A 14,703-nucleotide genomic window follows, 5' to 3' on the forward strand; every position below is an offset into this window, starting at 1 on the left:
AGCCGCTGGTTGCCGGGCGAGCAATCATTTTACTGGATCAGAAATGATCCTTGCCGTGACGCACTGCCGCAAACACGCCACTGTCACTGTCGGTAACGAGCCCGTGCCCTCGTCCATAGTCTGTTGCCACCCGGATAACGGCCGGGTCATCCCAGCGCAGGAACGGGTTGCGCTGTTTTTCGTCACCGAGCATCACTGGCACCGTGGGCTTGCCTTCGTCTCGCAGGTTCTGGCAATGAGCTTCAAATGAGGATAGTGCAGGGTCGTCCGGGAGCCAGTCGCGGGCGAAACGAAGGTTTGCAAGGGTATACTCATGGGCGCAATACACCATGGTTTCGTCGGGCAGGGCCCTCAGGCCGGCAAGGGATTCCACCATTTGTCCCGGTGTGCCCTCGAACAGCCTGCCGCACCCGCAGGCAAAGAGCGTGTCACCGCAGAACAGAACCGGGTGTCCGGCTACCTGTGTGTCCGAGAAGTAGGCAATATGGTCAAGGGTGTGACCGGGTGTGGCGAGCACTTCGAACGTCAGGCCCAGCCAGACCACTTCGTCGCCGGCATGAACGGCATCGGTTCCACCGGTATAGGGGGAGTCGGCGGGCGCCACGATCCGTTCCGGATTATAGCGTTCAAGCAATTCGGCGATTCCGCCGGTGTGGTCCGGGTGGTGATGGGTTACCAGGATAGTATCCAGGGTAAGCCCCTGGCGCTCAAGAAAGTCAGCGACCGGGGCCGCCTGGCCCGGGTCGACCACGAGTGCCTTGCCGGACTCCGAATCGGACAGGCACCAGATATAGTTGTCGGAGAATGCCGAAATCGGTGTAATGCTCAGCATAGGGCCCTCATGTTCAGGTGGCAGATGGTGACTGCTATCATAGTGCATCAGGCAGTCCCTGCCCAAGGGAACCACTGCAGGGCTTCCATACCGGGTTGGGGGAAGGATGATGCAAAGCAATCGCGGTCAATGGCAGAAACCGTTCAGGTCAAGTGGCAGGCGACGGCCTGATTACCGGGTCTCTCACCGCAACCTGGAGCACTGGTTCCGTTCGCCTCTGGGCCAGGCATTGCTGGAAGATCAGCGGGCCTGTGTCAATACCCACGTGCAGGACCTGGGAGGTGCACGGCAGTTACACATCGCCCTGAGTCATCGCCTTCCGCTAGCTGCTGATACCGACTATACCCAGCATATTGTTGCGACACCCTACTGGCACGCTGAACTCCCCGATGGTGTGGTGGTCTGTGATCCTGACGAGTTGCCACTTCCCTCGGCCTCCATTGACCTGGTCATCCTCCATCACAGCGCGGATTTCTCTGCCTGGCCCCACCAGGTGTTGAGGGAGTCTGCCCGGGTGTTACGGGGCGGGGGACAGTTGCTGGTGCTGGGTTTCAATCCTCTCAGCAGCTGGGGTATACGCCGGTTGCTGAGCCGCAGGCGGCGAGGCCCCTGGGGCGGTCGTTTTCTCCTGCGATCACGAATGGAAGACTGGCTTAACCTGCTTGATTTTACGGTGGAAAGCTCCGGCAGCTATTTTTTCCGTTTGCCGCTGCAAAATGAGCGACTGCTGGAGCGTCGCAGTGCCCTGGAGTATCTCGGTACCCAGGGCATGCTCCCGGTAGGCGCCTATTACTGCATCCTGGCGAGCAAACGGGTTTGTGCGCCCATTGCCCGCCGGCGCCTGTGGCGCCCCGGTAAGGTGATTCCATTGCCTACACCCGGTACACTCGGCGCCTCAAGACAGGCCCGGCGTCAGGAAGGACCGGGGCGGAACGCCGAAGGATGCTGACTGCGGATATATCATGAGCAAACGAGTAACGCTGTATACCGATGGCGCCTGTAAGGGGAATCCCGGGCCCGGCGGCTGGGGTGTCCTGTTGCGGTACGGGGATAAATCCAGGGAGCTTTGTGGGGGTGAAGCCGACACCACCAACAACCGGATGGAGTTGATGGCCGCCATCGAGGGTCTGAAGGCCTTGAGACGGAGTTGCCCAGTAGATCTCTATACCGACTCCCAGTACGTGCGTAAAGGCATCACCGAGTGGATGACCGGCTGGAAAAGGAACGGTTGGAAAACCGCCGCAAGGAAACCGGTCAAGAACGAAGACCTCTGGCGCACCCTGGACGAGGAAGTGGCGAGGCACGAGGTGAAGTGGCATTGGGTGAAAGGGCATTCCGGCGTGCCGGACAACGAGCGTGCGGACGCACTGGCTAACCTGGGCATTGAAAAGGCCGCGGCCAAGAGAAAAGGGTAGTGAACCAATGAGACAGATTGTTCTGGATACGGAAACCACCGGTATTGATCCCAATGAAGGTCATCGCATTATCGAGATCGGATGCGTTGAACTAATGGAGCGTCAGCTCACCGGGCGCCACTACCACGTCTACATCAACCCGGATCGTGAAGTGGAAGAGGAGGCCATCTCGGTTCACGGTATTACCAATGAGTTTCTGGAGGACAAGCCACGGTTCAGGGAGATTGCCCGGGAATTCCTGGACTTTATTGACGGTGCCGAGCTGGTCATTCACAACGCGGCCTTTGACGTGGGTTTTATCGACGCAGAGTTTGCCCGCATCAAACCGGTGCGTAAGGTCGCGGACCATTGTTCTGTACTGGATTCGCTGGCGGTTGCCCGTCGCAAGCACCCGGGCCAGAAGAACAGCCTGGATGCCCTCTGCAAACGCTACGGCGTGGACAACAGTAACCGTGAGCTGCACGGCGCCTTGCTGGATGCCGAGATCCTCGCCGATGTATTCCTGCTGCTCACGGGTGGACAGACAGCGTTATCCCTGGACGCAGGCAGCGATGGTGACCAGGGTGGACAGGTTATCCGGCGGTTGTCGGCGGACCGTCCGGCGCTGTCTGTCCTCCGTGCATCTAATGAAGAGGTGGAAGCCCATGAAGCCTTCCTGGATACGGTAGAGAAAGCCGGCGGCGAAGCGGTCTGGCGTAACGCCTGAAATGCAAGCTCCCGGGGCGGTGTGCGATGGCCAGCGTGCAGAACTGAGAACTGCTTAGGATATCGCGAAAGTGGTTGCAGCAGGCCCTTGAGCGACCAGCCTTTTGTGTTATAAGTAATGGACAGTCCTTGAATTACGGCAGTTCGTCAGGGCGTTCATTGGTGCGGCTTTGTCGTGCCGGCTGGGGCGCCCGACCAGGCAGTACCCGTTGTAGCCGGGGGTCGGATTTCCGACGCCCCCGGGGAAACCCCTGTTCAGGTCAGCCCTGTGCAGGAGGTGCCCGGATAATGTTGTGACCAGGGTACCTGCGCAGGCAAAGCTGAGACAGGAAGCGCCAGTATATGATCCAGTCGTCACTCGCGACGAAGTCACAGTCGTTCGATCTGGTAAAAAGTGAGATCGAACAGACCATCCGTAATGCGGAAACCAGCCTGGAACGCTTCCAGGAAAACCGTGAAAGCGGAGAAGACCTCCAGAACTGTGTCGATTACCTGAACCAGCTCCGGGGCATTTTTGTGCTGGTGGAGCTCAGGGGCGGCACACTCCTGTGCAAAGAGGCAGTGACCGTTGCCAATGACGTTCCTGTAGGCGCCAGTGACGACAAGAATATTCTGCTAACCACGCTCAATAGCGCGTTGTTTATCCTCCGTCGTTACGTTGAGTACTATCACCAGCAACGGGAAGATCACCCAGAGCTACTGCTGCCCATTATCAACGAACTGAAAGTAGCCCGGGGCGAGGCGCCCCTTCCGGAGTCCCATTTTTTTGAGCTGGACACGGAACAGCGACCGGATTTCTGCACAGGGGTTGCGGCAGAGCCGGTGCAACTCTCCGACACCGAATTTGAAGCTTACGCCCGTCGTATGCGTCTCATGCTTCAGGTGGCGCTGGTAGGTGTCATCCGGGAGCGCAACGAAGAGGTTAGCAAAAAGTTGATAGCCCGTTCGTCCCGGGGGTTTGCGCGTCTTTGCGGAGAAGGTCAACTAAAGCAGTTATGGTGCCTGCTGGTCGTTGTGGCGGAGACCATGACTGACCGCGCCATGGGATTCAACCAGGCCCGCAAGCGCCTGCTGATGCGAATCGAGAAGTATAGCCGGGACATTGTCTATGTAGGTCGCACCGCTGCCCGCCGCACTCTGGACGAGTCCGTCATTCGGGACCTGGTCTACCTGTTGTATCGCAGTGGCTCTGCCAACCAGGAAGTACAGCGCATTCTGTCGGCCTGGAAGTTGGCCCCTTCAGACTACCCGGAATCCATGATGGAGGCGCATCGCAAGCGCCTGTACGGGCCTGGGGCAGACGTGCTCAAGTCGCTGTCCAGTGCGCTGCAGGATGAGCTCAACCAGCTCAAGGACCGCCTGGATATCATTGAGCGGGGCATTGAACCGGACCTCAGTGAACTTTCCACCATTGCAGATTCGCTGAAGCGGCTGGCCAACACCCTGAACATGCTGGATCTGAACCGCCTTTCGGATATTGCCCGCAACGAGGCAGACCGCCTGCTTACCTGGGAACAGGCCGGTGAGCTGCCTGCGGAAGATGAATTGTACACATTGGCGGACGCTGTGCTTGGCATCGAGAGCGCTGTCCAGCAGATGGTAAGCCGTGGCATTACCTCCGAAACCGACGCCTTGGCGATTGCTCGCCCTGACACCCGGGAAGGCACCCTGTACCTGCGAGAAGCAGCGATTGTAGTCGGTGACGAGGCAAAAAGTGCCCTGACCCTGGCAAAGCGGGCCATCACGGCCTTTGTCGAGTCGGACTACGACAAGTTGCACCTGGCAAACCTGCCCAATACGCTCCACAGCATCTGGGGGGGGCTGATGATGATCGGCGATCCCGACGCCGCGGACGTCATGGACAGGGTTGCCCGATCAATCCAGACCCGCCTGCTGGATGTCAAAGAGCCTCCTGGCAATGCGGTACTGGAGTCACTGGCGGATGCCCTGACATCACTCGAGTATTACATCGAGAACATTGGTACCCGTGATAGCCGCAATCCGGACCTGTTGCGCCTGGCGGAAACGTCACTACAGGACGGCGGGCTTTGAAAAGGCTCCTGCCATAAACGACAAAAGGCACCTCGAAAGGTGCCTTTTTTGTCCACGAAGCGCTTGATCGCTTAGCCCATGGAAAAGAGCTGGCCCAGCTTGGTTGCCAGCATCATGTCGCCTTCGGCCCGCAGCTGACCGGACATGAATGCTTGCATGCCATCGGTCTCTCCGGAAGCGATGCCCTTAAGGGTGGCGGCATCCATGATCAGGGTAACGGAAGGGTCTTCGTGTTCGCCTTCAACCACCTTGCAGGTGCCATCCTTCACGATGACATGGTGGTTCTGGTCGTCTTCGATATTGAACTGGAAGACCAGATCCATGCCTTCGGCGGCTTCCGGATTGAAGTTCTGCTCGAATTTCTCGAATACCTGGGCTACGGACATTATTTTTCCCTTTAAATAAAACGGAGTCTGCGGGGCGGGTGAGGTTGTCGCTCCCTGCCAATCGGCCGGCTGGTACGTCTATTGGTTTAATGGGGCTGTCGGGCCTCCCTGCCAGCCGGCTCATTCCGACTTTAGGGGCCGCACCCAGGCGTGTCAAGGAAAAATCAAACGATCGTTTGATAACTTTTCCGGGTGGGAGGTTGTACACACCATGGCCTCGGTTACAATCGGGTTTCCGTCGTTTGCCGTGTGGTGCATTTTGGCACCAGGACAGTGGCAGGGCACGGTTTCAGACCGTGTACCACGAACATCATGGAGTGTGCATTGGAATTTCTATCTGAGTACGGGCTGTTTCTCGCCAAGGCGGCGACCGTTGTCGTTGCTGTCGTGATCATTATCGCACTCGGTGCAGCTGCCGTTCAGCGTAACCGGGGCGAGGGCGACGATGAGGGTGAGCTCACCGTTCGCCGCCTCAATGAAAAGTACCGCAAACTGCGTGAAGCCATTGAAGGCCGCATGCTTGCGCCGGATCAGCGAAAGGCGTGGACGAAAGCGAAGCATAAGGCTGAAAAGGCTGCCCGAAAGGCGCGTAAGGGCAAGGCAGGGGAGGAGGAGACTCCCAGTCGGACCTTTGTCATCGATTTTGACGGAGACATCAAGGCCTCGGATACGGAAACCCTCCGCAAGTCTGTCTCAGCGGTACTTGCCGTGGCCGATCCGGAAAGGGATGAAGTAGTGATCCGGCTTGAAAGCGGCGGCGGCCTTGTCCACGCTTACGGACTGGCTGCAGCCCAGCTGGACCGTATTCGTAGCAAGGGCGTCAAGCTGACTGCCTGTGTCGACAAGGTGGCCGCCAGTGGCGGCTACATGATGGCGTGTGTGGCGGATCGCATTGTTGCATCACCCTTTGCGATACTTGGCTCCATCGGCGTTGTTGCCCAGCTTCCCAATTTCCACCGGGTCCTGAAAAAGCACGAGGTTGACTACGAGATTCTCACCGCCGGGGAACACAAGCGAACATTGACCATTTTTGGTGAGAACACCGAGAAAGGCCGGCGCAAGTTCCTGGAGGATCTGGAAGATACCCATCACCTTTTCAAGGACTATGTCAGTGAACGACGCCCGGAGCTGGATATCGACAAGGTCTCCAATGGTGACATCTGGTTTGGTACCCGTGCCCTGGAGGTAAAACTGATCGATGAGGTCAAGACCTCTGACGAATACCTGATTGACGCCTGTGAGCGATCCGAAGTGGTCTCAGTCGGATTCCAGCGCAAACGAACCCTGCCCGAAAAGCTCGGGCTGGCCACCAGTGCAGCCTTTGAACACACCGTGTGGCGGTTGCTGAGTACCTTTCGTAACCAGAATCTCCAATAACAATTCCCAACCCCCAGGAGGACGAATATGAGTAATGACATCGAATACAAGGCGTGGCGCGTTCATGAAAAGGACGGCGAGTACGTTGGTGCAGAAGAAACCTGCCGCGTGGCTGACCTTCCTGCCAATGAGGTGCTGATCCGGGTCACGCACTCGTCCCTGAACTACAAGGATGCACTGTCGGCGTCCGGTAACAAGGGGGTAACCCGGAACTTCCCGCACACCCCGGGTATTGATGCAGCCGGGGAAGTCGTGGAATCCAGTGGCACTCCGGGTAAGGGTAGCCAGGTGATTGTCACCGGCTATGACCTTGGCATGAACACCCCGGGTGGCTTCGGTGAATATATCCGTGTACCGGCGCAGTGGTGCGTGGAAATGCCGGCCGGATGGGACGCCCGCAAGGCGATGATCTATGGGACCGCTGGACTGACGGCAGGACTTTGTGTCAATAAACTGCTGAGAATGGGCGCCGCTCCCGAACAGGGACCGGTGGTAGTGACCGGCGCCAGTGGTGCGGTCGGAACAGTCGCCGTGGAAATCCTGGCGGGCCTTGGCTTTGAGGTTACCGCGGTTTCCGGCAAGGAGGATCAGGTGGACGCCCTCAAGGGTTTGGGCGCAACCGCGGTGGTTGGCCGCGAGACTCTGGAGGCCTCACCCAAGCCAATGCTGAAGCCGGTCTTTGCCAATGCCGTGGACACGGTCGGTGGTGCGCCGCTGGCTGAGTTGCTCAAACAGGTCCTGCCGGGCGGCTCAGTGTCCTGTTGTGGCCTGGTTGCTGGCCCGAAGGTGGAAACCACGGTAATGCCCTTTATCCTCCGGGGTGTGAACCTGCTGGGTGTTGACTCGGTGGAGATTCCGCTGGATCAGAAGCGGCAGGTCTGGCACAAGCTTTCTTCGGACTGGGCATGTCCGAAAACCGAGGCGGCTGCGCGGGACATTGGCCGTGGTGACCTGGACGGGGCGCTGAAGGCCTTCCTGAAGGGCGAGTCCGTAGGCAAGATCGTGCTCGACCACGCCCGCTGACGGTAAGCCCGGCCGGTCTTCATCCGACGATGGACCGGCTTGCAGGTGTAAAAACGCTGACCTGTTCCAGGTCAGCGTTTTTTTTTGCCGTGCTCAGGGATTATGCCGTTGCCGCGACCGGAAATTCGCCCCGGCGACGGAACAGTGGTTCATCATTGTCTGTAGCGGCCTGGTAGGCGTTGCTGAAGAAGTTCAGGCAACGAGGGGCCTTGCTGATGTCCTTGTCTGGCCGCAAGGCGTAGCTATCAAAGCCGCAGCGCTTCATGAACTGGAGCTGATCCAACAGAACATCGCCGATTGCCCGGAGTTCACCCCGGTAGCCAAAGCGCTCCCGGAGCAGGCGAGCGGAGGAATATCCCCGGCCATCACTGAACTTGGGAAAGTTCACTGCAATCAGGGGAAGCTGATGAATATGGTCCGCAATCAGCTCGGGCTCTTCATGACTGTCCAGCCACAGGCCGACCTGCTCATTACCGACGAAATGCTCCCGGCCTGCGAGCCAGAGCTCCGCAGGAACGAGGCATGGCCCCTCCGGCAGGGCCAATGAATCGCCCTCGGCCGGATGCTCAAGTACCTGCCAGGCATCGACAACAATCGTGCCGTCGTGTTTGACAATATTACGCATATACACGCTCCTTGAAGGGGGCGATTCCGATACGGCGGTAGGTATCGAGGAATTCTTCTTCCTCGGTCCGGTTGTCCACGTAGACGTTGATAATCTTCTCGATCACCTGGGGCATGTCATCCCTGGCGAAGGAGGGCCCCAGGATCTTGCCGATAGCAGCGTCGTGCTGCGACGCGCCACCGAGGCTGATCTGGTAGTACTCTTCGCCTTTCTTGTCCACGCCCAGCACGCCGATGTGACCGACATGGTGATGACCACAGGCGTTCATGCAGCCTGAAATGTTCAGATCGATATTGCCGAGGTCGTAGAGAAAATCCAGGTCATCAAAGCGACGCTGTATCGACTCTGCCACCGGAATCGACTTGGCATTGGCGAGGGCGCAGTAATCGCCTCCCGGGCAGCAGATAATGTCGGTCAGGGTGTTCAGGTTGGCGGTGGCAAAGCCCATGGGCCGGATGGCCTGCCACAGCTCGAACAACTGGTCCTGCCGAACGTCGGCCAATACCACGTTCTGTTCGTGGGTCACCCGCACTTCACCGAAACTGTATTGGTCTGCCACGTCGGCAATCTGCTCAAGCTGGCGGTCAGTCACATTGCCTGGCGGTGTACCGGTTTTCTTCATGGTCAGGGTGACGATGGCATAGCCCGGCTGCTTGTGGCTGTTTACATTGCGGCGGATCCAGTTGTCGAACGCCTTGCTTTCGCTACGGGGCGTTGCCAGCGCCGGCGGGTTATCCTGCAGCGCCTTATAGGCGGGTTCGGTGAAGAACCCCTTCATCCGGTCAATGGCCTCACGGGTGAGGTGAGTGGGGGAGTCCTTGATGTGGGCCCACTCTGCTTCAACCCTCTCGGCGAACCCTTCCGGGGTCAGTGCCTTTACCAGGATCTTGATCCGCGCCTTATATTTGTTGTCACGGCGACCATAGCGGTTATAGACGCGCAGAATGGCTTCAAGATAGGTCAACAGGTCCTGCTCGGGAATAAAGTCACGAATCACCGGGCCAACCATGGGAGTACGACCAAGCCCGCCACCTACATGCACCCGAAAGCCCAGTTCACCCGCCTCATTACGGACCATCTGAAGGCCGATGTCGTGGATCTGGATAGCCGCACGGTCGCTATGCTCGGAGGCATTGACCGCCACCTTGAACTTGCGGGGCAAGAAAGCAAACTCAGGGTGATAGGTGGACCATTGCCGGATAATCTCGCAATAGGGTCGCGGGTCGGTAATCTCGTCCGCCTGTACGCCGGCAAACTGATCCGTTGTGGTGTTGCGAATGCAGTTGCCACTGGTCTGGTTAGCGTGCATTTCCACCTCGGCCAGTTCCGCAAGGATGTCAGGCACGTCCTCAAGCGCCGGCCAGTTCAGCTGTACGTTCTGGCGGGTGGTGAAGTGGGCATAGCCCTTGTCGTAGTCACGGGTAATTCGCGCCAGGCGGCGAAGCTGCCCGGAGCGCATCATGCCGTAGGGTACGCAGATGCGTAGCATGGGGGCCAGCCGCTGCACGTACAGGCCGTTCTGCAAACGCAGGGGGAGAAACTCGTCTTCACTCAGCTCGCCAGCGAGGGCACGATCGGTCTGGTCCCGGAACTGGGCAACGCGCTCTGCCAGAAGCTGCCGGTCGTGTTCATCGTAAACGTACATAATCGGGTGGTCCTGAATAAGTCTGGGCACTGTTCCTGAAAGGGATGACATCGGTCAATCAGTGCAGATGCGGGGCAGGATAGCACCACGCCCTTATTCTTAAAATGATTATTTCAAAATATAGTAATCGATTTAAGTGATAAGCAGCGGCTGACTTTCCGGTGGTTTTAATCCGGGTTGCCGGTTAACAAAAACAGGAAATAGGGGGCACAGCCGGGTGGACTTGCCCGATAAGGTAACCTAAATTAGGGGGGCCGATCGCGGTAACCGGAATTCGAGGAAAAACAAGACCAACAACAGTAATCACGGAGAACCGTCTATGAAGAAAAGTACCCTGAAAGACAGTCAGGTCGATGCCATCGCATTCACCATGCTGGCTCTGCTGGTGGTGGCTTTCGCTGTTACCTGGGTGTCCGGCCAGTAACCCGGTCGAAATGCCCCACGGCAGGTGGTACTTACGGGTATGCCTGCCGTTGTTTTCCCTCCTGCCAGTGCTTTGTATAGCTCACTGCCATTTTCTTAATGTGACGCCAGTACCCACTGGACAATCAGCGCCAGCGCGCCGACAAAGCCAACGGTGAAGATCAGGCCCGCGACGATATAGGGCCAGGGGCTGTGGCTGCTGAAATCCTCTTCGTGGCGTTTACCGGACTGAACACCAAAGGCTCCAGCCATTACGCTCTGGAGAACCTTCAATACGCCCGGACCCTTGCGGCGAGGGGGATGATCCCCGTTTCGTGACTGCCCTGATACCTGGTCTGACATGGATATTCTCCATCCCGGATTGTTCTTGTTCTATTGAGAATGCCGGGTGGCCGGCAAGAACTCAAGGGCTCTGCCGACCACCTGCGCTTCATTGCTATTCCGCGGGATCATAGGCCAGGCTTGGGGCGAGCCAGCGCTCAGCCTCGGCCTTGCTCAGTTCCTTGCGCTCCGCGTAATCTGCTACCTGGTCCTTGCCGATCTTGCCCACGGCGAAGTACTTTGATTCCGGGTGGGCAAAATACCAGCCGGAAACCGCCGCGGTCGGGAACATGGCAAAGTGTTCGGTCAGCTCGATACCCGCATTTTCCGGCGCCTGCAGCAGTTCAAACAGCGTCGCCTTCTCGGTGTGGTCCGGGCAGGCCGGATAGCCAGGGGCGGGGCGGATGCCCTGGTATTTTTCCCGGATAAGGTCTTCGTTCTCCAGCGACTCTTCCGGTTGATAGCCCCAGAACTCCTTGCGCACACGCTCATGCATACGCTCGGCGAAGGCTTCCGCCAGGCGGTCTGCCAGCGCTTTCACCATAATGGCGTTGTAGTCATCATTGGCCTCCTTGAACTCCAGGGAGAATTCTTCAGCGCCGATGCCGGTAGTCACCGCAAAGCCACCGACGTAGTCGCAGCCATTGGATTCTGGCGCGATGAAGTCCGACAAGGCCCGCATGGGTTGCCCCGGGGCTTTCTCGTCCTGTTGACGCAGGTGGTGGAGCACAGTCAGTTCGTCACTGCAGGACTCGTCCTTGTAGACCACAATGTCATCGCCACGTCGGCGAGCAGGCCAGAAACCGATAACCGCCGGGCCCGGACGCGTTTTTCCGCGATCATCCGCTTCAGGATCGCCTGGCCGTCGTTGAACAGGCTGCGGGCCGCCTCTCCACGCTTGGGATCGTCCAGTACCGCCGGGTATTTGCCTGCAATGTCCCAAGAGATGAAGAACGGCGTCCAGTCGATATAGTCCACCAGCTCTTCCAGGTCGTAGTCCTCGAAGCTGCGTACACCCAGGAACGAGGGGCGTACTGGCTGGTAGGTCTCGAAGTCGATCTCTGGCGCGCGCGCCCGGGCTTCGCTCAGGGAGACCAGTTTGGTGCGGTCGCCACGGTTCTTGCGGCGTTCGCGAATTTCATCGTATTCCTTGCGAATGCCTGCGACGTACTCCGGCTTGCCATTGCGACTGAGCAGGGTGGAGGCCACGTTGACGCAACGGGAAGCATCGGACACGTACAGGGCAACGTCGTTCTTGTACTGGGGCTCAATCTTGACTGCGGTGTGAGCCTTGGACGTGGTAGCGCCACCAATCATCAGGGGAATGTTGAAGTCGAGCCGCTGCATCTCACGGGCCACGTGGACCATCTCGTCCAGGGACGGCGTGATCAGACCGGACAGACCGATAATGTCGACGTTTTCCTTGCGGGCGGTATCCAGGATCTTTTCGCAGGGAACCATAACCCCCAGGTCGATGACTTCATAGTTGTTACACTGCAGGACCACTCCAACGATGTTCTTGCCGATATCATGGACGTCACCCTTCACGGTAGCCATGAGGATCTTGCCCTTGGCTTTCTGGTCCTCGGTCTTCTCCGCCTCGATATATGGAATCAGGTGGGCAACTGCCTGCTTCATGACGCGAGCGCTCTTTACCACCTGGGGCAGGAACATCTTGCCGTCACCAAAGAGGTCGCCCACCACGTTCATGCCGTCCATCAGGGGGCCTTCGATAACCTCGATGGGGTGTTCGGCCCGCTGACGGCATTCTTCAGCGTCTTCCAGGATATAGGTGGTGATCCCTTTCACCAGGGCATGCTCGATCCGCTTTTCAACGGGCCATTCGCGCCATGCCAGGTCTTCTTCCCTGGTCTTGCCGCCCTGGCCCTTGTAGCGCTCGGCGATCTCCAGCAGCCGGTCGGTGGCATCTTCACGGCGGTTAAGCACCACGTCTTCGACCAGCTCCTTCAGTTCCGGGTCAATCTCGTCATAGACCACGAGCTGGCCGGGGTTGACGATACCCATGTTCATGCCAGCCTTGATGGCGTGGTACAGGAACACCGAGTGAATGGCTTCGCGCACGACATCGTTGCCCCGGAATGAGAAGGAGACGTTACTTACGCCCCCCGAGATCGAGGCGTAGGGCAGGTTTTCGCGGATCCAGCGGGTCGCGTTGATGAAATCCACCGCGTAGTTGTTGTGTTCTTCAATCCCGGTGGCGATGGCAAAGATATTGGGGTCGAAGATGATATCCCCGGGGTTGAAGCCTATGCCGACCAGCAGATCGTAGGAGCGTTTACAGATCTCGGTCTTGCGTTCAAACGTATCCGCCTGGCCCTGTTCATCAAAGGCCATGACCACAACCGCAGCGCCGTACCGCATGCAGTCCCGGGCCCGCTTGAGAAACTCTTCCTCACCTTCCTTTAGGGAGATGGAGTTGACGACGGACTTGCCCTGAACGCAGCGCAAGCCAGCTTCAATGACCTCCCACTTGGAGGAGTCCAGCATAATGGGCACACGGGAGATATCCGGCTCGGAGGCCACCAGCTTCAGGAAGGTAACCATCACCTCCTTTGACTCCAGCATGCCCTCGTCCATGTTGATATCGATGATCTGGGCTCCATTCTCCACCTGGTCCCGGGCCACACTGAGGGCCTCTTCGTACTGCTCTTCCTTGATAAGCCGCAGAAAACGTTTTGAGCCGGTGACGTTGGTGCGCTCACCCACATTGATAAACAGGGTGTTTTCATCACCAGTGAACGGTTCCAGGCCGGAAAGGCGGAGAACCTTCGGGCGCTCGGGGATCTGGCGGGGAGGGTACTTGGCTACGGCCTCGGCAATGGCTGCGATATGATCCGGGCGAGAACCACAGCAGCCGCCGATGATGTTGAGGAAGCCATCCCGGGCAAAGCCCTCGATGATGGATGCCATTTCCTCGGGGGTCTGATCGTATTCGCCGAACTCGTTGGGCAAGCCCGCGTTGGGGTGGGCGCTGATATAGGTATCCGCCTTTGCCGACAATTCTTCCACGTAGGGTCGAAGGGCATCGGCCCCCAGGGCACAGTTCAGCCCCACGGTGAGCGGCCGGGCGTGGGCAACGGAGTTCCAGAAAGCCTCAGTAGTCTGGCCAGACAGGGTACGACCGGAAGCATCGGTAATGGTGCCGGAAATCATCAGCGGCAGTTCGACACCGGAATCCTCAAAGTACTGTTGTACCGCGTAGATGGCAGCCTTGGCGTTGAGGGTGTCAAAGATGGTCTCAATCAATATCAGGTCACAGCCGCCTTCGGTGAGATACCTGGCAGCTTCGTAATAGTTATCGACGAGGGTCTGGAAATCCACATTGCGGTAACCGGGGTTATTTACATCCGGAGAGATAGACGCTGTGCGGGAGGTCGGCCCGATGGCGCCGGCCACGAAGCGGGGCTTGTCGGGGTTGCGGGCGGTAAAGTCGTCCGCGACGGCCCTGGCAAGCCTTGCAGATTCCAGGTTCAGCTCCGGGACCAGCGCTTCAAGGCCGTAGTCGGCCTGGGACAGCCGGGTGGAGTTGAAGGTATTGGTTTCGATGATATCCGCCCCGGCTTCCAGGTAGTCGGCATGGATGCGGGTCAGGAGGTCAGGTTGGCTCAGGCAGAGCAAGTCGTTATTGCCCTTGACCTCTCGTTCATAGTCCCGGAATCGCTCACCGCGAAAGGCGGCCTCATCCAGCTTCTCGTTCTGGATCATGGTGCCCATTCCGCCATCGAGGACGACAATGCGTTCCTTGAGAGCCTGGTGAAGCTGGGCGAGTCGTGTTGCGCGATCGGTCATGGTCAGGTCTTTCCGGGAGTAATGAGTGTGCGATTCGGAGCGGCGCATAATACCAAAGTTGTCCCATGGCGTCCTGCAGGCCCTGATAT

At 58.3% G+C, this 14,703-nt stretch carries 11 protein-coding genes and 1 pseudogene; 6 read left to right on the forward strand and 6 right to left on the reverse strand.

The window, feature by feature from the left end; genetic code table 11:
* Positions 1–37 precede the first annotated feature (37 nt).
* Positions 38–832, reverse strand: a complete 795-nt coding sequence (gloB, locus tag LJ360_RS09775) for a hydroxyacylglutathione hydrolase (protein ID WP_264995962.1) — start codon at positions 830–832, stop codon at positions 38–40.
* Between the two features lie 109 nt (positions 833–941).
* Between gloB and LJ360_RS09780 the strand changes: the two genes are divergently transcribed.
* The 4 genes from LJ360_RS09780 to LJ360_RS09795 all read left to right on the forward strand — a co-directional run bounded on the left by LJ360_RS09780 (position 942) and on the right by LJ360_RS09795 (position 5,004).
* On the forward strand, positions 942–1,781 hold the full coding sequence (locus tag LJ360_RS09780) for a class I SAM-dependent methyltransferase (RefSeq protein WP_091850380.1): 840 nt from the start codon (positions 942–944) through the stop codon (positions 1,779–1,781).
* A 13-nt stretch (positions 1,782–1,794) separates the two neighbouring features.
* On the forward strand, positions 1,795–2,247 hold the full coding sequence (gene rnhA, locus LJ360_RS09785) for a ribonuclease HI (protein WP_091850382.1): 453 nt from the start codon (positions 1,795–1,797) through the stop codon (positions 2,245–2,247).
* Between the two features lie 7 nt (positions 2,248–2,254).
* Positions 2,255–2,953, forward strand: a complete 699-nt coding sequence (dnaQ, locus tag LJ360_RS09790; RefSeq protein ID WP_264995963.1) for a DNA polymerase III subunit epsilon — start codon at positions 2,255–2,257, stop codon at positions 2,951–2,953.
* Positions 2,954–3,294: 341 nt separating this feature from the next.
* Positions 3,295–5,004 (forward strand): chemotaxis protein, encoded by a 1,710-nt coding sequence (locus LJ360_RS09795; protein ID WP_264995964.1) that lies wholly within the window; start codon positions 3,295–3,297, stop codon positions 5,002–5,004.
* Positions 5,005–5,075: 71 nt separating this feature from the next.
* Here the strand turns inward: LJ360_RS09795 and LJ360_RS09800 are convergent, their stop codons facing one another.
* The gene (locus LJ360_RS09800) at positions 5,076–5,390 is read right to left on the reverse strand and encodes an SCP2 sterol-binding domain-containing protein (RefSeq protein ID WP_091850388.1); all 315 of its coding nucleotides are present in this window, start codon (positions 5,388–5,390) and stop codon (positions 5,076–5,078) included.
* A 324-nt stretch (positions 5,391–5,714) separates the two neighbouring features.
* Here LJ360_RS09800 and sohB point away from each other — a divergent pair, with 324 nt between their 5' ends.
* Together sohB and LJ360_RS09810 are read left to right on the forward strand one after the other, a co-directional pair.
* A complete protein-coding gene (gene sohB / locus LJ360_RS09805; RefSeq protein ID WP_264995965.1) occupies positions 5,715–6,767 on the forward strand; it encodes a protease SohB in 1,053 nt (350 codons plus the stop codon).
* A 27-nt stretch (positions 6,768–6,794) separates the two neighbouring features.
* The gene (locus tag LJ360_RS09810) at positions 6,795–7,790 is read left to right on the forward strand and encodes a YhdH/YhfP family quinone oxidoreductase (protein ID WP_264995966.1); all 996 of its coding nucleotides are present in this window, start codon (positions 6,795–6,797) and stop codon (positions 7,788–7,790) included.
* 100 nt (positions 7,791–7,890) lie between these two features.
* On the opposite strand, the gene LJ360_RS09815 is transcribed toward LJ360_RS09810, so the two are convergent.
* The 4 genes and pseudogenes from LJ360_RS09815 to metH form a co-directional block, all read right to left on the reverse strand.
* Entirely contained in the window at positions 7,891–8,415 is a 525-nt protein-coding gene (locus LJ360_RS09815; protein ID WP_091850393.1) for a DUF934 domain-containing protein, read from the reverse strand.
* Complete coding sequence (locus LJ360_RS09820; protein ID WP_264995967.1) at positions 8,408–10,060, reverse strand: nitrite/sulfite reductase; 1,653 nt, start codon at positions 10,058–10,060, stop codon at positions 8,408–8,410. The genes LJ360_RS09815 and LJ360_RS09820 overlap by 8 nt, the downstream gene beginning before the upstream one ends.
* A 519-nt stretch (positions 10,061–10,579) precedes the next feature.
* Positions 10,580–10,825: a DUF2970 domain-containing protein gene (locus LJ360_RS09825; protein ID WP_091850397.1), complete on the reverse strand. Its 246-nt coding sequence runs from the start codon at positions 10,823–10,825 to the stop codon at positions 10,580–10,582.
* A gap of 94 nt (positions 10,826–10,919) precedes the next feature.
* A pseudogene (gene metH / locus LJ360_RS09830) lies at positions 10,920–14,614 on the reverse strand (methionine synthase).
* Between the last annotated feature and the right edge of the window lie 89 nt (positions 14,615–14,703).

The sequence above is a fragment of the Marinobacter sp. AN1 genome, from assembly GCF_026013985.1.
GTDB lineage: Bacteria > Pseudomonadota > Gammaproteobacteria > Pseudomonadales > Oleiphilaceae > Marinobacter > Marinobacter segnicrescens.